General features: G+C 70.5%; 15 protein-coding genes and 1 pseudogene. 6 read left to right on the top strand and 10 right to left on the bottom strand.

Translation table 11 applies throughout. The features are described 5' to 3' along the window. Positions 1 to 182: 182 nt before the first annotated feature. Positions 183 to 899, bottom strand: a complete 717-nt coding sequence (locus tag DA06_RS08670) for a hypothetical protein (RefSeq protein ID WP_052436542.1) — start codon at positions 897 to 899, stop codon at positions 183 to 185. 371 nt (positions 900 to 1,270) lie between these two features. On the opposite strand from DA06_RS08670, the gene DA06_RS08665 reads away from it, so the two are divergent. The 4 genes from DA06_RS08665 to DA06_RS08650 are packed head-to-tail and all read left to right on the top strand — an operon-like array spanning position 1,271 to position 8,028. Beyond that, on the top strand, positions 1,271 to 2,776 hold the full coding sequence (locus DA06_RS08665) for a DUF3375 domain-containing protein (RefSeq protein WP_052436541.1): 1,506 nt from the start codon (positions 1,271 to 1,273) through the stop codon (positions 2,774 to 2,776). Continuing rightward, positions 2,769 to 3,506 (top strand): DUF4194 domain-containing protein, encoded by a 738-nt coding sequence (locus DA06_RS08660; RefSeq protein ID WP_052436540.1) that lies wholly within the window; start codon positions 2,769 to 2,771, stop codon positions 3,504 to 3,506. Before DA06_RS08665 ends, DA06_RS08660 begins: the two co-directional genes overlap by 8 nt. After that, positions 3,503 to 6,862 carry an SbcC/MukB-like Walker B domain-containing protein gene (locus DA06_RS08655; protein WP_043499138.1) on the top strand — a complete coding sequence of 1,120 codons (3,360 nt, stop codon included), beginning with the start codon at positions 3,503 to 3,505 and terminating at the stop codon, positions 6,860 to 6,862. The genes DA06_RS08660 and DA06_RS08655 overlap by 4 nt, the downstream gene beginning before the upstream one ends. Further along, positions 6,859 to 8,028: a Wadjet anti-phage system protein JetD domain-containing protein gene (locus DA06_RS08650; RefSeq protein ID WP_052436539.1), complete on the top strand. Its 1,170-nt coding sequence runs from the start codon at positions 6,859 to 6,861 to the stop codon at positions 8,026 to 8,028. The genes DA06_RS08655 and DA06_RS08650 overlap by 4 nt, the downstream gene beginning before the upstream one ends. 148 nt (positions 8,029 to 8,176) lie before the next feature. Here DA06_RS08650 and DA06_RS08645 read toward each other — a convergent pair whose 3' ends face one another. Together DA06_RS08645 and DA06_RS08640 are read right to left on the bottom strand one after the other, a co-directional pair. After that, entirely contained in the window at positions 8,177 to 8,701 is a 525-nt protein-coding gene (locus DA06_RS08645; RefSeq protein WP_043499136.1) for a hypothetical protein, read from the bottom strand. Between the two features lie 661 nt (positions 8,702 to 9,362). Then, complete coding sequence (locus tag DA06_RS08640; protein ID WP_043499134.1) at positions 9,363 to 10,175, bottom strand: adenylate/guanylate cyclase domain-containing protein; 813 nt, start codon at positions 10,173 to 10,175, stop codon at positions 9,363 to 9,365. 1,056 nt (positions 10,176 to 11,231) lie between these two features. Here DA06_RS08640 and DA06_RS08635 point away from each other — a divergent pair. Further along, a complete protein-coding gene (locus DA06_RS08635; RefSeq protein WP_052436538.1) occupies positions 11,232 to 12,026 on the top strand; it encodes a hypothetical protein in 795 nt (264 codons plus the stop codon). An 86-nt stretch (positions 12,027 to 12,112) separates the two neighbouring features. Here the strand turns inward: DA06_RS08635 and DA06_RS08630 are convergent, their stop codons facing one another. The 6 genes and pseudogenes from DA06_RS08630 to rlmN form a co-directional block, all read right to left on the bottom strand. After that, a complete protein-coding gene (locus DA06_RS08630; RefSeq protein WP_418607424.1) occupies positions 12,113 to 12,877 on the bottom strand; it encodes a GNAT family N-acetyltransferase in 765 nt (254 codons plus the stop codon). 114 nt (positions 12,878 to 12,991) lie between these two features. Then, complete coding sequence (gene ispG, locus DA06_RS08625) at positions 12,992 to 14,143, bottom strand: flavodoxin-dependent (E)-4-hydroxy-3-methylbut-2-enyl-diphosphate synthase (RefSeq protein ID WP_043499130.1); 1,152 nt, start codon at positions 14,141 to 14,143, stop codon at positions 12,992 to 12,994. A gap of 112 nt (positions 14,144 to 14,255) precedes the next feature. After that, on the bottom strand, positions 14,256 to 15,569 hold the full coding sequence (locus DA06_RS08620) for a M50 family metallopeptidase (RefSeq protein WP_043499128.1): 1,314 nt from the start codon (positions 15,567 to 15,569) through the stop codon (positions 14,256 to 14,258). A gap of 212 nt (positions 15,570 to 15,781) precedes the next feature. Beyond that, positions 15,782 to 17,074, bottom strand: a complete 1,293-nt coding sequence (dxr, locus tag DA06_RS08615; RefSeq protein ID WP_043499126.1) for a 1-deoxy-D-xylulose-5-phosphate reductoisomerase — start codon at positions 17,072 to 17,074, stop codon at positions 15,782 to 15,784. Then, positions 17,071 to 17,630 (bottom strand): annotated as a pseudogene (locus DA06_RS08610) (DivIVA domain-containing protein). The gene dxr and the pseudogene DA06_RS08610 overlap by 4 nt, the downstream one beginning before the upstream one ends. Beyond that, positions 17,627 to 18,709 (bottom strand): 23S rRNA (adenine(2503)-C(2))-methyltransferase RlmN, encoded by a 1,083-nt coding sequence (gene rlmN / locus DA06_RS08605; RefSeq protein WP_418607940.1) that lies wholly within the window; start codon positions 18,707 to 18,709, stop codon positions 17,627 to 17,629. Before rlmN ends, DA06_RS08610 begins: the two are co-directional and overlap by 4 nt. On the opposite strand from rlmN, the gene DA06_RS08600 reads away from it, so the two are divergent. Further along, positions 18,632 to 18,832 carry a hypothetical protein gene (locus DA06_RS08600; RefSeq protein WP_418607421.1) on the top strand — a complete coding sequence of 67 codons (201 nt, stop codon included), beginning with the start codon at positions 18,632 to 18,634 and terminating at the stop codon, positions 18,830 to 18,832. The genes rlmN and DA06_RS08600 overlap by 78 nt on opposite strands. A 25-nt stretch (positions 18,833 to 18,857) precedes the next feature. On the opposite strand, the gene DA06_RS08595 is transcribed toward DA06_RS08600, so the two are convergent. Next, positions 18,858 to 19,796, bottom strand: coding sequence for a phosphatidate cytidylyltransferase (locus tag DA06_RS08595; RefSeq protein WP_418607419.1), 939 nt, complete (start codon positions 19,794 to 19,796; stop codon positions 18,858 to 18,860). Positions 19,797 to 19,802 lie beyond the last annotated feature (6 nt).

The raw sequence follows: 19,802 nt of genomic DNA, 5'->3' as shown, positions 1-19,802 counted from the left end.
GCAACGACGCTCACTACCGACGTATACCGGCTAAATCTACGGCGAGGACGGTAGCCCTGGTGGCGAGTTAAGCAGTTTCGGGCTGGGGCGCCAGTATTCGAACACCGCGCTGGGTGCCGTCGCCGGTACTTGTGGTGCGGTGGCGCGCTCTTGACGCGGTGAGCGCCTCCCTGGTCCGCGTGTCATTTGCCGACTGCGAAAGCCCACCGTTCGACCTCGTCCGGGGCAACAACGCGCTCTTCTGTTGAGAGCCGCTCCGCCCACGTCGAGAGCACCCTCATCGCCACCTCGTAGGTCTTGGGGCCGAACGCCTTCCGCGGGTTGGCGAACCAGGGCCACTTTAGTTCCCGGTACAGCGTGGTCATCACCCGTGCGTCGACGATCAAGCACGGATGTGCAGGGCGGCCCGCACCGGCGAAGTACAGGTACTTGGTGACGTACGACGGTCCCAGCCAAGCGATTGCCGGTCGCTTGGGGATGAGGGTCTTGAAGGCATCCTGCGGACTCCCAGAAGCCGAGCGCGCAGCATCCCGAAGGAGCGCGCCGGCAGATTGCGGGTCGGCACCAACGGAGGCAATGCGCTGCTTGTTGTTCCTGCGTGACTCGCCAGATCCCCACCAGAGCGAGTACCACAGGAGCCGCAACGCAGCGTTCCCCGACTCGTCCTCCGTGGCCGCCGGCGCCAACGCGAAGACGTCGCTCCGATCGACCCGGCCCGCCCCGGCAGTGTCCCCTTCCTTACTTGTCAGCGGAGTTCCGGGCAGTCCGGCCAGGTGGTTGTTCCACCAGTCGAGCGAAAGTTGGAAGCCGTGCGCGAGCACCGAGTCAGCACGATTTCGGGCTGCCAGCCACTCCTTGAGGGCTTGGGGCGGGTCGGGCACTGCGAGGTCCTGCGCCATAAGGGACACCGTAGTTGAGTTGTGGACAATTGTTGCTCGAAATCGCAGCACCGTTTGCGCTCGCTCTGCCATCCTGGTCAACGGCTCCTTGCCGCCTAAGTGCTCGCCGGGCCGCCAGGTTCGAAAGACCGAAGCAGACCCTTCATCGCAGATAAAGGCAGCAGTGGCGACGCTTGCGCGTGGTCCCGCCCCGGGCCCCGGATCAGGCAGCGGGACGCCGGATGGTTGGCATGGGGTTAATGCAACGCTTCTCCGGAGTTTCCGGATATGTCGATGTCGGTCCGCTTAGTCGCGGGGCGAGCGGACCGGAATGTCGGTGCGCACCGTTAGCGTCAACGGCGGTCGGGATCGGGTCAGAAACAGGGGGTGCCGTGAGCGAGATCGCCGGAGAACTCGCGCGCGTCCGGGAGGCGTTCGACCGGCCTACGCTGCGCCTGCTCGACCGTAAGTGGGCGCCGTTCGCGCTCGCGGTCTTCCGCTGCTCCTTCGGCCGAGACCGGCGGGCTGTGCCGGCCGACCGGTTGCATACGCAGGTCGAGGCGTACATCGGCGAGGTCCGCGCGGAGGGGCGCGAGGTGAAGTACCCGGCGGGCAGGGTGGCGTGCCTGGAATGGATGAAGGAGGGCTGGCTGGATCGGACCCTCGGCGACGACGACGAGGAGCAGTACTCCCTGACTTCCCACGCCCTGGAGGCGCTGAAACTCATCGACTCCCTCGCGCAGGAGCGCGCGTCGATGATCAGCGAGTCGCGGTTATCGATGATCCTGGACGAGGCACGCTCATGGGCAACCGAAGCGAACCCGGATCGGGAGGAACGGCTGCGGCGGCTGGACGCTGACATCGAGCGGCTCACCGTCGAGCGGGACCGGATCGCCAACGGTGGTGAACTCAGGCCCGCGAACGATGACCGCATGCTCGAGGGCTACCTGAACCTCGCGGACCTGATCGGGCGCCTACCTTCCGACTTCAAACGCGTCGAGGAATCCGTCGCCAGCATGCACAAGGAGATCATCGCGGACTTCCGCGAGGAGGAACGCCCCATCGGTGAAGTCCTGGACGAGTACCTTGCCAAGTCCGACCATCTGATGTCCGCGACCGCCGCCGGCCGTGCGTTCCAGGGGGCCGTCGACCTGCTCCGCGACGACGCTCTCCTGACGGACCTGCGCCGGGACCTCGGCACGATCATGACCCATCCGTTCTCGGAGGCGCTCAACGGGACCGAGCGGCGCGAGTTTCTCGGCACGGTGGCCATCATCCGTAAGGGCCTCAACGACGTGCTGTCCCAGCGGTCGCGGCTGTCGAGCACGCTGCGTGAGCACATCGAGTCCCACGACGCGGTGCAGGACCGCGAACTGGATGCGCTGCTGCGCCATATCAGCAAGGAACTGGTCACGTGGATGCGCACGGCGGGCCCGCGCGCGACCGTGCCGATCTCGATGCTGCCAGGGCGGTTGAGCCTGGATCACCTTCGCGAACGGTTCTACGACACCCGTGAGGACGTCATCCCTGCCCCGCTCGCGGACGTCGCGGACGAGGCGCCCGCCGCGCCGAGCCTCGCCGAGATCCGCCAGCGCGGCGGCCCACTCCTCGCGGAGACGAGAGAGGCGCTTCTCGCGGCGGCCGGACTAGGCGGCACAAGCGTCGGCGAGGCGTTCAACACCCTCGACGCCGAACTGCGGCGCCCGATCGAGGTTATTGGCCTGCTGCACATGGTCACCCAGATCGGCGCACTGGATGACGCCGCCGGCGCGGAGGTCTTCGACACCATCCGCCCGGACGGGACCACCCGCACGTTCCAGGCGCCGAGGGTCGACCTGGACACCGGCCGGCTCGCCGCGCTGGCGACACTGAACGACGAGGGAGTCTCAGATGAGTAAGAGCGTCGACGACGGCTTCATCGACCCGGCCGACGACCCGGACCTGGACGAGACGAACCCGGCCATGTTCGAGGGCGACGTGGGCACCCTGGCGCCCACCCAGCGGAGGGCCCTGCACGCGATCCTCAAGAAGCGGTACATCTCCGCCGCCGAGGACCCGGAGGAGTGGGCCACCCTGATGGCCACCGAGCACCTCATCCGGTCCCGCCTGAACGACCAGTTCCTCCACCTGGTGGTGGACGAGCGATACGGGATCGCGTACAAGCGGCAGGCCGTTCCCGAGGGCGGCGGCCGCTTCCCGACCCTGCTGCACGACATGGCCCACACCCGCGAGGAGACCATCCTGCTGGTCATCCTGCGGCAGAAGTTCCGCAACGACCGATCGCACGGGCAGACCGCGGTCCTGGTCGACCGGGAGGACCTGCTCGCCACCGCGGCCACGTTCCGACCCGAGACGGCGACCGACCACTCCGGTGACGCCAAGCGCGTGTCCAAAGCGGTGGACCTGCTCGTGAAGGCCCGCGTCCTGCTACGCACGTCAGACCCCGACCGGTTCCGCATCTCCCCTGTCATCGAGGTGCTCTTGCCCGTCGAACGGCTGCGCGACCTGCTGGCCTGGCTCACCGCCCGCAACGCTGCCCCGCTGCACGCAATGACCGGCCCCTCCCCGATCAGCGCCGCCACCGCGGCGAGCCCCGAGAGCGTCGACGACCTGGAGGTCTTCGCATGAGCGCCCAGCCGATCTTTCACCTGCCCGGCGCGACCGAGGGCACGACCCAGTGGAAGGCCGAGACGCTCCAGGTCGCCAACTGGGGCGGGTTCCACGGCCACCGGGAGATCACGTTCTCCCCGGACTCCACTCTGATCTCGGGCGCGTCCGGGTCCGGGAAGAGCACCCTGCTCGACGCCTACACGGCGCTCATGATGCCGGCGGACACCCCGTTCAATGGCGCGTCTAACGATGCAACGACCGGTCGCGCCCGCGGGGCGGAGCAACGGTCCCTCGTGACGTACCTGCGCGGGAAGACCGATTCCAACGCCGAGGACGGCGAGATGCGCGATGCAGTCCTGCGCGGAGACGGCGAACCCACCTGGGGTGCGGTCGCGATGACGTTCATCGACGACAACGGCCGACGGCTGACCGCGCTACGCGCGTACTTCGTGCCCGCCGGCGCGCAGGGAGTGAAGGACCTGACGATGCGGATGGCCGCGCGCGAGGGCCGGCTCGACCTTCGCGCGCTCGGACCAGTCGCCGCCGACAAGTTCGAGACCCGCGCCCTGCGCATCGCGTTCCCGGACCTTCGCCTGTTCGATACCTACAACCAGTTCGCCGACTACCTCTCCGCTCGGCTGGGGATCGGCGGGAGCGACGGGGACGGGACCAAGGCGCTGCGCCTCCTCGCCCGCATCCAGGCCGGCCACCAGATCAAGACCGTCGACGGCCTGTACAAAGCGATGGTCCTCGAGACGCCGGGGACCTTCAAGGCCGCCGACGAAGCGATCGCCCATTTCACCAACCTGGAGCGGGCCTATGAGGCGATGGAGACGGAGGCGCACAAGGAACAGGTCCTCGCTCACATCCCGGACCACCACAGGAACCTGGTCGAGGCCCGGAACCGCGCCGACCGGCTCGACACCCTCGGCGTCCTGCGCCCCGGCGACACCCCGTTCCGGCTGTGGCGCCTGCACACCGAGAAGGGCCTGCTCGACGGTGCCGCCGACGACAACCGGGCCGCGTACCGCAACCAGCAAGGCGTCTTCGAGGACGCCCGCGCCCGCGAGCGCGACCTGGCCGACCAGATCGGGGAGGTCCAGCAGCAACGGCGCGACAACGGCGGCGACGCCCTGGAGAGCCTGGGCCGCCAGATCGAGAAACTGACCGAGGAGCGCGACACGGCCGTCGCGAACCGGGAGCGGTTCGACGAGCGGACCGCGGCGCTGGATCTGACGGTGACCACGGCGGCTGACCTCGCCGCGGCGCAGGACGCGGCCCGCCGCTTCCTCGACGGACAGGCGTCGGCCGAGCAGGAGTTGGAGAACCGGCTTGAGGCGCTGAACAAGGGGGCCTGGCCGTTGGAGGAGGAGCACCGGATCCTCCGCGAGGAACGAGACTTCCTCACCGACCGCACCGGCCTGGTCCCGCAGCGCCTGCACGAGGCCCGCACGACCCTCGCCGCGGCCGCCGGCCTCACGGTCGAGGACCTGCCGTTCGTCGCCGAACTCATCGACCTGGCCCCGGGGCAGGAGGAGTGGCGCCGGGCCGCCGAGGTGACCCTGTCCTCGGTCGCCCGAGTCATGCTGGTCGACGCCGACCGCCTCGAGGCGTTCTCCCGGGCTATCGATAAGGTCCCGATGCGCACCCGCATCCGGTTCGAGGGCGTGCCGCTGCACCTCCCGGCGATCCCGGGCGACCCGGCTCGTATCTCCGGCAAACTCGTCCACGCCGACTCTCCGTTCACCGGCTGGGTCCAGGCCCGGCTGCGCCGCGACGGCGACGACGCGTTGTGCGTGGCGACCGCGGCGGACCTGAGCGGCGGCGGCCTGCGCGTGACCCCGGCCGGACAGACCCGCAAGGGCCGGTCCGGCGCGCACGGGTGGGACGCCGGACAGAAACCGATCATCGGGTTCTCCAACGAGGCCCGCCTTGCCGAGATCGCCGCCGACCTGGCGGCCCTGAACTCACGGCTGGGCAACCTCGGACGTGAGGCGACAGCGGTGCGGCAGCGGCTGCGTGCCGTGCAGGCTGCCGGAAAGGCGCACCAGTTCGTCCTCGACACCCGATGGGCGACGATCGACGTCGCCGGCGCGGAGACCGCCCTCGCCGCCCGGCAGGCGGAACGCGACCGGATCCTTGCCGACAGCGACGTGCTCGCCGCGCTAGAGGCGCAGGAGACCCGGTTGACGAAGGCCCTGGACGACGCGGCCGGGGAACGCCACCGCGCCAAGGGGGTACTCGACGCGCTCGAACAGGCCTACGAGACGCTGTGCCGGCGGCAGGACACGGTGGGGGACGAACTGGAGCGGTTCGAGCATGCCCGACCCGTGCTGCTGCCCGCCGAGCACGCCGGATTCCTCACCGAGCAGTTCCACACGCTCGAAGGCGAGACCGACGTGGACCGGTTCGACGCGGCGGTGGACCGGCTCCGTAAGCACCTGCGTGCATCGTTCGACGCCGACCAGACCGCGGCTACCCGCGCCGAGGCGGCGCTGACCGACACCTTCCGTACCTACCTGAACAACTGGCCGGACCCGAATCTCGGGACGTCGCTGGCGTCGTACCCGCAGTTCCTCGAGATCCTCACCGACATCGTCACCACCGGCCTGCACCACCGCCGCCAGGAGTGGAAGCGGCGGCTGGCCGCGTGGTCCGGGGAAGATCTCGTCGCTCTCAACGGCGCGTTTGAGACGGCGCACGCCGAGATCGACGACCGACTCGACCCGATCAACACGATTCTGCGGACCCTGTCGTTCGGGCCCGACAACGACCGGCTCCAGATCGATTCGCGACGCCTCGTCCGTGACGACGTCGTCCAGTTCCGCCGCACCCTGCGCCGCCTGTCCTCCGGGTCCACTGTGGACGCGACGGACGAGGAGACCGAGACCCGCTTCCGCCAGTTGCGCGCCTTCATGGAGGTGCTGCGCGCCACGCCCGGCCGTCCCACCACGCAGCGGGACGCGTTGCTGGACGTGCGGCGGCACGTCGAGATCACCGCGATCCGGCAGACCCAGAGCGGGGTCCAGGTCGCCACGTACGCCTCCCTGGGCGGGAAGTCCGGCGGGGAGAGCCAGGAACTCGTCGCATTCATTGTCGGCGCCGCCCTGCAATACCAACTCGGGGACGAGACCCGCACGCGACCCCGGTTCGCCCCCGTCTTCCTCGACGAGGGGTTCGTGAAGTCCGACGGCCAGTTCGCCAGCCGCGCCGTAAGCGCATGGAAAGGCTTGGGCTTCCAACTGATCGTCGGCGCCCCCGAGGACAAGGTCACCGCCCTGGAGCCGCACATGGACCTGCTCGTCTCGGTCACCAAGAACACCCACACCGGCGTGTCCTACATCTCGCCGTTGCGTACCGAGGTCCCGGCATGAAGACCCTCGCACAAGTCCATCACGCGATCACCGTGCGCCTGACCCAGTCGTGGCACCACGACCTGACCGAACCGTCCGGGGCATGGCCGCACACGGTCGCACTCGGTGGGCCATCGAAGGCGGACCTCCAGGCCGACTTCCCCGCCCACCGCCGCGCCGCCGTCGCGTGGATCGAACAAGCCATACGGTGGGGAGTGCCCGCTCGCCTGACGGACCGGCGCGTCCACGGCACCGTCCAGCCGTTCCCGACCCACGTCACGATCCCCGACGTCGACACCGCCGCCCGGATCGCCGGGGACGGCTGGTCCGCCCGTCTGACCCGCGGCCGCGCCCGCCTGGCCACGCTCCGCACGGAGTTCCCGGACGCGGCCGACCTGCCCCGCGTCGTGCGCGCCGTCGTGGACTACACCGACACAGACTTCACCCTGCTGCGCACAGCCGCCAAGTGGTTCCGCGAACACACCGCCAGCGGCCTGACCCCGCGACAGGTGCCCATCGAGGGCCTGCACGCAAAGTGGCTCAACACCCACCGCCCGCAAATTCTCGCCCTGACCGGCCAGAGCGACCTCGGCCTGCTCGCCGACCGACTTCTCAAGGTCGACTTCACGTACCTCGACCCCGACCACCGCGCCGCCGGCGGACGCCGGCACGACTCGGTCACCGTCGGGGACACCATGACCCCGGCATACCACCCGGAGATCGTGCTGATCTCGGAGAACAAAGACACCGCCGTGCACTTCCCGCCCCTCCCCGGCACGGTCGCCGTGCAGGGCGGCGGGTTCGCGAGCGCGGCCGCGGTCGCCGCCATCGACTGGCTCCGCGACGCCCCGCACGTGCTCTACTGGGGCGACATCGACGCGGCCGGGTTCGAGATCGTCAACCAGTACCGGCAGTCCGGGGTACCCGTGCGCACCATCTTGATGGACCTGACCACGTACGAGACCTACGAACGGTTCGGCGCCACCACCGACGCCAAGGGCAACCCGCTGCCCGTACCGGCCGCGAAGATGCTCGACACGCTCACCGCCCACGAGCAGGACGTGTACGACCGGCTCACCGACCCCGGCTGGGACCAGGTGCGCCGCGTCGAGCAGGAACGCATCCCGCTCGCCATCGCAGCGGCCGCGCTCGCCCGGCACGTTCTCGCCAGCACCGGAGTGAGATAAGAGTCGGACAGACTCTTATACCGGGTACCGCCACCTGAAGTTCAGCATGCAGAACGCCGGTGCTCTCGGTCGGCCGTACCGACTGCCTCAACATTTGGCGCAGGCCACGGCCGCCGGGCGGTAGGACGACGAGCAGGCGGGCCGTCAGTCAGGCGCTGACGGCCAGGGCAGTTAAGACGCAGCCCAGACCGGCCACTATGAGCACCGCGAAGCCCCAGGCCGCTCGACCACAAGCCGTGAATTTGCGGTCGGCCAGTCGAGCCAGATCCACCACCTGCTGCCAGGCGTCATCACTGACTTTCACCCGTCCCACGTGCTCGACGACCTGCGCGGTGCTCGCTTGGAGGAGTGAAGGCCACGCGAAGCGGTTGAGTCGCGAGTAGTTGACGGACTTCTGAGGACCGATCGCCCGCATGAGCCAGAAGAGGGTCCAGAGGAAGGTGACAAGTACGACGAGGGCAAGTCCTCCTACAATCAGCGCCGACCGGCATCCCTGAGCGAGAACGGTCACCACCAGGTCGACCTTCGCCATGAGCATGGTGAGCACCACCCCGAGGCCAGCCGTCAGTATCGTCGCCTTGGTCTCGGCGAATCGAACCCAGTTCGCCATCTGGTCGAGCGACTGGAACGCCCCATCAGACTGCCCGGACGGCGGCGTGACTTCACTTGCCACAATTGCCTCTGCGCGACGTCCGAACCTACGCGCCAACGGCCTGGACCCCGTCTACCGGCCACCGCCGGCTCATCCGCCACTCCGTGTATGCAGCAAGCCAGTGCGCCGCCCAAGCGGTGACTGTGGCAGCGGTGTGCTCATCGGGATTCCAATCGCCTTGGTCAGCGACACACAAGTTGCCGCTGTCATACAGGTGAGGCGCGCGCTCCCACCGACGACCGGCGGGCGCGCCCAAACGGCGCTGCCCACGAACGGCCACGTAAGGGAGCCCACGGTCGCGACGCAAGAAGACGCCGATCGGGAACGTCCCACGTCCGGTGACGATGTCGCCCATCCAGCACGGAGCGAAGTCGTCCTCGGCCGGCAAGTAGGTGAACCCGGGAAATGCACGTTCCATGGCCTCGATGTGGCGAGTCACCTGATCCGCATCCACATCCCACCACGCCGCATCTCCACCCGGTGTGTCATCGGGCTCGTCTGCCCCCCCCATGGAACGTGTGAGGTGCAACCGGTGTCACGTCACCGAAGGTAGCGTGCGCGTATCCGCCGGTAGGGGGTTGACGTGACGTTGTCGAACACGACACGTCCGTTCATCGTGACGTATCGGGGGGACATTGATGCCGAAGTGGCTCAGCAGAGCAATGGCGGTCATATCGGCTCCTCAGTGGCTCAAGATCTTCGTGGTGGGTGTGCCATCAAGTTGTCGAACGAGGTCGGGCAGCAAGTGCAGGATGTTCCGCCACCGGAAGTCGTAGAAGTGATACGCCCGTTCGTTGTAGTCACGCTGATATCTCTTAGGTGACTTCTCGTGGCGGGAGAAGTCACCCTTGAAGGGCATGAGGTCATAGAGCCCCTCACCCACCACGACCTCCCAAGACTTGGCGCGCTTCTCGCACTTCGCTGCAAAGTTCGCTGCGAAGCCCAGCGGGTTGATCTCACTGCGATCACGGCTCCCACTGCGCACGAACGTGATGTCTCCAAAGTCAAGGCCGGCTCGTGCCTGCACCGGTTCGATACCCCGCATCTTGAGCCACGGGTTCACCTCCTGCTGGATGCCGTCCAGCGCGAACGCACAGGCGGCAAGCGCAAAGACACCCGTGATGGCGGAGTCGCCCGGACTGAATCCCGCGAAGAGTCCATCTCCGCGGAGTCCCAACGGATGGCCACCGAAACGGGTGACCACCTCGACGAACCCCGAAAGCACCGCGTGGGCAAGGTCCACTACTTCGTCCTCGTCGTCCCAGAACGTGCGTCCGGTGAAGTCGGTGAGGTCGAGAAAGACGGCGACCATCGGAGCAGTGCGACGCTGTCCGATGTCGAGGTCCTCGAAATCCGGATGTCCAAGTGCCCGGGCTTCCAGGGCGGTGGTTGCGCTGGCAGTGAGTGAGTTCTCGAGGATCGTGCTTCTGCGGCGGAGCCGGTCGAAGTCTGTGCGGACCGTGGTGCCGAACGCTGTGCGGTCATAGATGTTCATGACGGTGCCTCCCGGCCCGGTGCGGTAACAGGTTGTCACTGAGAAGGACCGTAGGTGACACCACTGACATCCCCCGCTCGGCGGCGGCGAAGCCTGGTGCCGACCCGATCTCACTGCCGCCGAGCGCAACGCTGATCTCCGCATGCAACGGACGGACCTGCCCAGCGGTCACCGGTCGGGCACGTGGCCAGCGCTCGTTCGAGCCGGCGGCTTCGTCAGCATTGACCAGGGTTCGTCGCCGTCGGCTTGAACTGCGAATCCGATTGTCGTGGCGGGTGTCGGGCGAGCGAGGCAGCCCCACCTGGAGGCTGGGGCTGCCTCATTCCTCCTGGCTCCGAGTGACGCTACCTGCCCTTGCCGGCGCCGTTACGGCTCGGGTCGGTGTAGACGAACTTCTGGCCTGCCCGCGGGGTCGGAGGGAGCGGTCTACCCTGAATGGCCGTTCTCTCCTGGCCCGTGCGTCCACCGCGCGGCCCCACTATCTCGTACTGACCGGAACCAGGGGCCGGAGTCCCCGGCTTGAGGGTCTTCCCCATGAGGGGTACCTCCATTCCGCGCCAGCCCTCCGCATGAGACACGCGCCGCGACCCTTGTGCCGCTCGCAATGCCCACTCGGAGTAGGGTGTCAGCGTTCTCCCCAGAACATCTGACCCCGGATGGCTGTTGACCGTACGGTTGACGCTCTGCCAGCCGGGGTCGTTTTTTGCGCGCTCCCATGGTGCACCCAGGGGTTCACCCACCCGCGGACCTCACTCGGCGTGTCGTCCACATATTGCGGTTGATCGCCAGGACGCCCCCTACATATTGTGGTCGCGCCTGATGCCCTGCTCGGCCACCGGTGCTGACAAACCACTCCTACTGATGTCCACGTTCTGTGTCATGCACCCGGCGAGTGGCCAACTTGGCTGTCACCATCAGTGGCCACCAGTGTCAAACACCGAGGTCACGAACCCATCCAGTGGCCAAGCAATCTGTCAGGTCACAGCGGCAGGTCGACACTCCCACGATCTCGGCGGTGGATGTGGCCGCCGGATCCGTTCCCGGGAGGATGAGCGCGTGTGGACCGACACGGTGAGGATCGTCGAGGACGTCTCCCCCGCGGACTGGCTGGCGATCCGCGTGACCGGGCGGCCGGGCACCGTCGTCGGCACGGTGCCGTCCGGGTACGAGGCGTACGCCCGCCTTCTCCACCCTGTGGAGTTCCACGACGGACGGCGAGAGCCGACGACGTGGGCACGGGTGGCCGAGATCACCGGCCGGCACGTGCACCCGACGGTGCAGTGGCACTCGCTGATCGGCACGACCGACCCCTGGGGCCGCAGCGCACCCGGGTGGCCGGACGGTCAGCCCGAGCAGGGCAACCTTGCTCTCGCGCCGCTGCAGACCCTCTGCGACGCGCTGGCTCCCCACACCACCACACCGGAGGACTGCTACTTCGCGCTGTGGTCCGGCTGGGGCCAGCTCACCGGTGGTCGCGCCTGGGTGCGGATGACCCCGGACGGCAGCGGTGACGGCGTGGAGCCCCCGCCGCTGCTGACCGCCAGGGAGAGAGCGGCCCCTCAGGTGCACCTGCCCGGCCGCGACTACCACCTGTTCCACGGCCCGCTCTCCGCAGCGGCCGCGCTCGCTCGGTACGGCGGTCCGGACCAGGTGTGGCCGACGCAGTCCCCCAACCTGATCTGGCCGGCCGACCACGCCTGGTGCGTCGGCACGGAGATCGACCTCGACTCGACCCTCGTCGGCGGTACCACCGGAATGATCGAAGCGGTCCTCGCCTCGCCCTGGCTGGAGGCACGGAGCATCGACGGCGGCGCCTCGCTGCAGGCCGACGCCGACCGCGTCAACATCTAGGCGACGAGCGAGCGGACCGCCCCCGCGGGCGGGTCACCGGCCGTCACGGTCGTCGCCGGGCCGCGGCTCGCGGTCGGGCAGAGCCGTCAGAACAGCACGGTGGCGTAGGTGCCGACGCGGCGGAAGCCCACCCGGTCGTACGTGGCGAGCGCGGGGGCGTTGTAGCTGTTGACGTAGAGCGAGACCGTCGGCGCCAGCCGTGCCCGGACGTCCTCCACGACGGCTGCCATGCCGGCGCTCGCCAGCCCCTGGCCACGCCGCTCCGGGTGGACCCAGACGCCCTGGATCTGAGCGACGCCGAGGGCGAGCGCCCCGACGTCCGCCTTGAAGACGACCTCGGGACCGTGCTCACCGTCCTCGACGCGCACGTAGGTGCGCTCCGTGGCCACGAGCTCGGCGACGCGGACCGCGTACGCGCCGCCGACCGCCGTCGGGTCGTAGCCGACCTCCTCGGTGAACATGGCGACGCTCGCGGGCACGACCAGGTCGACCTCGTCGGTGGTCGCGAGCCGGACGTGCGGGTCAGCCGCGACCGCAGCGTCGTGGTCGATCACCAGGGAGGGCTGGTCGGGACGCACCTCCCGCGGGCGCGACCACACGGGGGCGAGCCGGTCCCACAGCGGCAGCACCTCCTCGGCCGGGCCGACGACCGAGGAGCAGCGGCGTCCGCGCCGCCGCAGGTGCTCGACCAGGTCGTCCAGGAGCGGCTCTCCCACCTGGACGGGCACGAGGTTGGCGCCCGCCCAGCACAGCGCCTCGGGAGTGTCCGGGTCGCCGTCGAAGATCCCGAGCATCTCGGTCCCGGGCGGTCCCGGCTCACCCAGCCGCTCGGCCTGCACGGCTGCGAGCACGGACGCGACAGGGTCGCGCCGGCACACCTCGAGTGCCGCGCTGCGATCACGCCCGTCCAGCGACCTGACCGCCGCCGTCGACCGGCGCCACCGCGGCACGCGTACGCCCCCTGGTCAGCTGACGGTGACGACGGGCGCGCCGGCGGCGGCTGCGCCGTCGGCAGGCTCGCCCATCTCGGCGGCGATGCGGTTCGCCTCGGCGATGAGGGTCTCGACGATCTGGTCCTCGGGGACCGTCTTGATGACCTCGCCCTTGACGAAGATCTGCCCCTTGCCGTTGCCCGAGGCGACGCCGAGGTCGGCCTCGCGGGCCTCGCCCGGTCCGTTGACGACGCACCCCATGACGGCGACGCGGAGCGGGACGGTCATGCCCTCCAGCCCGGCGGTGACGGAGTCGGCCAGCTCGTACACGTCGACCTGGGCGCGCCCGCAGGAGGGGCAGGAGACGATCTCGAGCCTGCGCGGCCGCAGGTTCAGCGACTCCAGGATCTGGGTGCCGACCTTGACCTCCTCCACCGGGGGCGCGGAGAGGGAGACGCGGATGGTGTCGCCGATGCCCTGGCTGAGCAGCGCGCCGAACGCGGTGGCGGACTTGATGGTGCCCTGGAACGCGGGCCCCGCCTCGGTCACGCCGAGGTGCAGCGGCCAGTCGCCCTGCTCCGCGAGAAGCTCGTAGGCGCGCACCATCACGACCGGGTCGTTGTGCTTGACGGAGATCTTGAAGTCGTGGAAGTCGTGCTCCTCGAAGAGCGACGCCTCCCAGACCGCGGACTCCACGAGCGCCTCGGGCGTGGCCTTGCCGTACTTCTGCAGCAGCCGCCTGTCGAGCGAGCCGGCGTTGACACCGATGCGCAGGGAGACGCCCGCGTCCTTCGCCGCCCTCGAGATCTCCTTGACCTGGTCGTCGAACTTGCGGATGTTGCCCGGGTTGACGCGCACGGCGCCGCAGCCGGCCTCGATCGCCGCGAAGACGTACTTGGGCTGGAAGTGGATGTCGGCGATGACCGGGATCTGGGACTTCTTGGCGATGATCGGCAGCGCCTCGGCGTCCTTGTCCGTCGGGCACGCCACGCGCACGATGTCGCAGCCGGACGCGGTCAGCTCGGCGATCTGCTGGAGCGTGGCGTTGATGTCGTGCGTCTTGGTGGTGGTCATCGACTGCACCGAGACGGGCGCGTCACCGCCGACCTCGACCGAGCCCACCCGGATCTTCCGCGTCTTCCGGCGCGGAGAGAGCACAGGAGGCGCTTCCTTGACGGTCGGCATTCCGAGGGAGATGGGGCTGCTCACCGCCCCAGTATCGCATCCGGCCCCGTCCGGCACCGCCCCGCACGGCGTGAGGACCGCCATGCCGACCGGTGGGGCCGGGCGCGCGGGCTCAGCCCGCCAGGCTGACCGGGCGCACGATGTCGGCGTACGCCAGCAGCACGCTCATCCCGAGCATCAGGGCGACGACGGCGTAGGTGGCCGGGAGCAGACGGGCCGTGTCGACGGGGCCGGGGTCGGGGGCGTCGCGCCAGCGCGCGATCCGCCGTCGGGCACCCTCCCACAGCGCGCCGGCGATGTGTCCGCCGTCGAGCGGGAGCAGCGGGATGAGGTTGAAGACGAAGAGCGCCATGTTGAGGGAGACCAGCAGCGACATCATGTCGGCGCTGCGCTCGGCGACGCCGTACCCGTGGCCGTCGAGCGAGGCGATCTCCCCGGCGAAGCGGCCGACGCCGATGAGCCCGACCACACCCGGGTCACGCTCCTGCGTGCCGAACGCCGCCTCCGCGACGTCCACGAGGCGCTGCGGGAGCGTGACGACCACCTCGACCGTGCCCGTGAAGACGTTCCACACCATGCCGGGCACCTCGGTCACCGGCTGGCGCACCAGCTCGAAGGTGGGGCCGATACCCACGTAGGGCCGCTGCTCGGTCACCTCCTGGCCCTCCGCGTCCACCGCGACGCTGCCGTCCTCGGCGAGGACGGGCCGCTCACGCAGCACCGGTGTCACCGCGACGGTGGTGTCCTCGCCGTCGCGCACGACCTCGACGTCGGCCGGGCCGGTGCCGCCGGCGGCGATCGCGGCGGTGACCTCCTCCCAGCTCCTCACCGGGGTACCCGCCCAGGCCACGATCTCGTCTCCCGGCTGCAGCCCCGCCTGCGCACCCGGGGCGACGGGGTCGCCCGCCGCGCACTCCGTGGCGTCGGGGTCCGCCGGCAGGCACTGCTGGACGCTGCTGACCGTGGTCGTGTACTGGCCGACGCCCAGCCCGACCGCGAGCACCCCGAGCAGCACCGCGGAGATCAGGAAGTTCATGAGGGGCCCGCCGAGCATCACGACGAGCTTCTTCGGCACGCTGAGCCGGTAGAAGGCGCGGTGCTCCTCGCCGGGCCGGATCTCCTCGAGCGCCGCGGCGCGGGCCTCCTCGACCATGGAGGCCCGGCCGTTCCGCCGCCTGCGCGGCGTGCCCGCCCGGGCCGGCGGGTACATGCCGACCATGCGGACGTAGCCGCCCAGCGGCAGCGCCTTGACGCCGTACTCCGTGCCGTTGACGGTCCGCGACCACAGCGTCCGGCCGAACCCGACCATGTACTGGGGCGTCTTCACGCCGAACTTCTTGGCCGGCACGAGATGCCCGATCTCGTGCAGCGCGATCGACAGCAGCAGCCCCACGACCACGATGAGGACACCGACGACGAAGTCCACGGTCGCTCCTCCTCGCTCCCCGGTCGGGGCTGTGTCGTGCGTGTCCGCCCGGTCGTCCGGTGCTCCTGACGCCGGCGGGGCGGTCCCCGCGGGCACCCCGGGAGGTCGCCCGCCCGTCCATCATGCCCCGCGGAGGTGACAACGCGGGACGGACGGACGTGGTTCCCGCCAACGTCACACCCGTCGGGCCGGGGCGCGCAGGCCGGAGCGCGTCAGGCGCGGGCGGCCACGAGGGCGTCGGCGCGGGCGCGCGCCCAGGACTCGGCGGCGAGCACGTCCTCGAGCGACGGCTCGCTCACGCCGCCGTGCCCCTCGAGAACCTCGCCGACCACCTCGACGATGCCGAGGTACGGCAGTCGGTGGTCGAGGAAGGCGGCCACGCACTGCTCGTTGGCGGCGTTGAGCACGGCCGGGTGCGTCGGCGAGGCCGCGGCCGCGGACCTGGCCAGCGACACCGCCGGGAACACCTCCTCGTCCAGGGGCTCGAACGTCCAGGCCGTCGGCGTGTCCCAGCGGCACGGCCGGGCGACGTCGACGGCCCTGTCGGGCCAGGTCAGGCCGAGCGCGATCGGCAGGCGCATGTCCGGCGGGCTCGCCTGCGCGAGGGTGGAGCCGTCGTGGAACTCCACCATCGAGTGGACGACCGACTGGGGGTGCACCACCACCACGACGTCCTCGGCGGGCACGTCGAAGAGCAGGTGCGCCTCGATGAGCTCGAGGCCCTTGTTCACCATCGTCGAGGAGTTGACCGTCACCACCGGCCCCATGGCCCAGGTCGGGTGGGCGAGCGCCTGCTCGGGGGTGACGTCCGCGAGGCTGGCCCGGCCCCTGCCGCGGAACGGCCCGCCCGAGGCGGTCAGGACGAGTCGGCGGACCTCGCTGCGGCCGGTGACGACCTCGCTGGTCATCCCCTTCTCGTGGCGCCCGCCGCGCAGGGCCTGGGCGATGGCCGAGTGCTCGGAGTCCACGGGCACGACCTGCCCGGTGCGGCGCTGCGCGGCGCGCACCAGCGCGCCGCCGACCACCAGGGACTCCTTGTTCGCCAGCGCCAGCGTCGCGCCGGACCGCAGCGCGGCGAGCGTCGGCGCGAGCCCGACGGAACCGGTGATGCCGTTGAGGACGACGGCGCCGCGGGCCTCTCCCGTGCCGTCGGCGCCCGGCCGCTCGCCGCCCGGCCCTGCCAGCATGCCGGCCACCTGGGTGGCCGCGTCGGGGCCGGCGAGCACCTCGGGCAGGCGTCCACCGCTGCCGGCGCGTGCCGCCCCCGCGGCGAGGAGGTCCCGCAGGCGGCGGAGGTCGGCACCGTCGTCGGTGGCGACGGCGACCGCCTCCACGTCGTGGGCGACCGCCTGCTCGGCGAGCAGCTCGAGGTTCGCCCCGCCCGCGGACAGCGCCCGCACCCGGAACGCACCGGGCCCGGCGGCCCCGATCACCTCGAGGGCCTGGGTGCCGATCGAGCCGGTGGAGCCGAGGAGGACGACGTCGGTGGGGCTGGACACGCTCACTCGACCGCGACGAGCACCTCGACGGCGCGGTCGAGGTAGGCGTCGACGGTGCCCTCGTGGTACGCCCGGGAGGCGCGCGCGCTGGGGAACGTCGTCGAGCGCACCTCCCCCGAGGTGAGCTCTCCGCCGTCGTCGAAGTAGGCGACCAGCCGTTCGAGCAGGGCGTCCACGGCGTCCCGGTCGTAGCCGCGCCCGCTCTCCGCGCCCGGAACCGCTCCCCGGCCGGGCGCAGCAGACGCGGGTAGAGGGTCGTGGCCAGGTCCGCGATGCGGTCCATCCACGCGGCCTCGCCCTGGTCGGCGACGAACCGGCTGCGGCGACGCTGCACGAACGCGGCCTCGAGCCGGTCGAGCGCGGCGTCGACGGCGGCGGTGGCGTAGCCGTCGCGCACGAGGTCGAACGCGGCCGTACGGACGTCGTTCTCGTCGAGGGAGTCGGTCGGGGTGCCCTTCTCGCCGCTCTCGTAGGCGGCGCGGGCGCGGGTGAAGAACTCCTCCACCTGGGCGCGGTCGTACCCGGTGCGCCAGCGCCCCGCCGGCGGGAACATCGTCGTCATTCCTGCTCCTGCTCCTTGGTCCCGGCGCGCGGCGGGTCCAGCACCTCCGCGGCGAGCTGGCCGCACGCGCCGTCGATGTCGCTGCCGCGAGTATCCCGCACCGTCGTCGGGATCCCGGCACGTCGCAGCGTGTCGACGAACTCGGCCTCGACCTCTCGCTCGCTCGCCGTCCACACGGAGCCCGGCGTCGGGTTGAGGGGGATGGGGTTGACGTGGACCCAGCCGCGCCCGCGGGCGTTGAGCTCATCGGCGAGGAGCTGGGCGCGCCAGGCGTGGTCGTTCATGTCCTTGATGAGCGCGTACTCGATGCTCACCCGCCGGCCCGTGGCCTCGAAGTAGCGGCGTGCCGCGTCCAGGAGCTCGCCGACCTTCCACCGCGAGTTGATGGGGATGAGCTCGTCGCGGAGTCCGTCGTCGGGGGCGTGCAGCGAGACCGCGAGGGTCACCGGGATGCCCTCCTTGGCGAGCTTGTCGATAGCCGGGACCAGGCCGACGGTGGACACCGTGACGTGCCGGGCGGACAGGCCCAGACCTGCGGGCGCGGGCTCGACCATCCGCCGCACGGCGCCGATCACGGCCTTGTAGTTGGCCATCGGCTCGCCCATGCCCATGAACACGACGTTGCGCAGGTGGGTGGGGCCGCCCGCGAGGTCGCCGTCCCGGGAGGCCTTGGCCGCCAGCCTCACCTGCTCGACGATCTCGGCGGTCGAGAGGTTGCGGGTCAGGCCCTGCTGCCCTGTGGCGCAGAACGGGCAGGCCATGCCGCAGCCGGCCTGGGAGGAGACGCACAGCGTGGTGCGGTCGGCGTAGCGCATGAGCACCGACTCGACCATCGCGCCGTCGAACAGGCGCCACAGGGACTTCACCGTCGCCCCCCTGTCCGCCTGGAGGTCGCGGACCTTGGTGACGAGCTCGGGCAGCAGGGTGCCGGCGATCTGGTCCCGCGCGGCCGCGGGCAGGTCCGTCATCTCCTGCGGGTCGCGGGTGAGGTGGTCGAAGTAGTGGCGGGACACCTGGTCGGCCCGGAAGGCGGGCAGTCCCAGCTCGACGGCCGCGGCCGCCCGCTCCGCCGTCGTCAGGTCGGCGAGGTGGCGCGGCGGCTTGCCGCGGCGGCGGGCGGTGAAGGTCAGGGTGGGGCGCTCGCCCGGTCCTTCGTGGGTGGGCCGGACCTGGGGCTGTGCGGGGGGGTGGCTGCGTCATGACGTCGTCCATCCTCTCATCCGCGGCTCACCCGCCGAGCACCAGCCGCAGGACGAGGTAGCACACGGGGGCGGTGACGAGGAGCGAGTCCAGCCGGTCCATGATGCCGCCGTGCCCGGGCAGGAGCGACCCCATGTCCTTCAGCCCGAGGTCACGCTTGAGCAGGGACTCGGCGAGGTCGCCGGTGGTGGCGGACGCGACGACGACGGCTCCCACAAGGACCCCGCCCCACCACGGGCCGTCCAGCGCGAGGGTGACGAGGACGACGGCGACCGCGACGGAGAGGACGAGCGAGCCGCCGAGCCCCTCCCAGGACTTCTTGGGGCTGATCGACGGCGCCATGGGCGTCCTGCCGAGAAGCACGCCGGCGATGTACCCGCCGGTGTCGTTGGCGATGGTCGCCAGGAGGAACGTGACGACGAGCCACGGGCCGTCGGGTTCGCGCAGCAGGAGGAGGGCGAACCCGGCGAGGTAGGGCACGTACGCGGCGGCGAAGATGCCCGCCGAGGCGTCCCGGACGGCGTCCATCCCGCCGCCGTCGAGCACCCGCCAGACAAAGACGCCGCCGGCGGTGAGCGTGAAGGCCATGAGCATCGCCTCCGCCCCCGCCACCCAGGCGGACAGGAGGATGCCCACGGCGCCCACCCACAGCGGCAGGACCGGGATCCGGATGTGCCGCTGCCCCACGGCGGCCGCCAGCTCCCACAGGGCGCCGAGGACCGCGAGGACCACGAGCACGACGAACGCCTCACGGCGCACGAACAGGCTCAGCGCCACGACCGCGAGCAGACCGACGCCCACCCCGATGGCCGCGGGCAGGTTGCGCCCGGCCCGTCCCGTGGGCGGGAGCGGTTTCGGCGGTCGCGGCGGCGCCGGCTCCACCAGCGCCGTGCGCGCACGCTGGCGGGCCTCCCGCAGGCGGCGTACGGCGCTGGAGAAGGCGTCCGGGGAGGACTGCTCGTTCATGACGAC

This window comes from Georgenia sp. SUBG003 (genome assembly GCF_000715355.2).
In the GTDB taxonomy this organism is placed as follows: domain Bacteria; phylum Actinomycetota; class Actinomycetes; order Actinomycetales; family Actinomycetaceae; genus Georgenia.
The sequence above is the reverse complement of the archived record's forward strand: the minus strand, read 5'-3'. Positions and strand labels throughout refer to the sequence as shown.

Excerpts from the sequence above, each read along its gene's own strand:
- DA06_RS08660 (WP_052436540.1), top strand. The coding sequence starts at position 2,769 with ATGAGTAAGAGCGTCGACGACGGCTTCATCGACCCGGCCGACGACCCG.
- DA06_RS08640 (WP_043499134.1), bottom strand. The coding sequence starts at position 10,175 with ATGAACATCTATGACCGCACAGCGTTCGGCACCACGGTCCGCACAGAC.
- DA06_RS08650 (WP_052436539.1), top strand. The coding sequence starts at position 6,859 with ATGAAGACCCTCGCACAAGTCCATCACGCGATCACCGTGCGCCTGACC.
- DA06_RS08595 (WP_418607419.1), bottom strand. The coding sequence starts at position 19,796 with ATGAACGAGCAGTCCTCCCCGGACGCCTTCTCCAGCGCCGTACGCCGC.
- ispG (WP_043499130.1), bottom strand. The coding sequence starts at position 14,143 with ATGCCGACCGTCAAGGAAGCGCCTCCTGTGCTCTCTCCGCGCCGGAAG.
- DA06_RS08655 (WP_043499138.1), top strand. The coding sequence starts at position 3,503 with ATGAGCGCCCAGCCGATCTTTCACCTGCCCGGCGCGACCGAGGGCACG.
- DA06_RS08670 (WP_052436542.1), bottom strand. The coding sequence starts at position 899 with ATGGCGCAGGACCTCGCAGTGCCCGACCCGCCCCAAGCCCTCAAGGAG.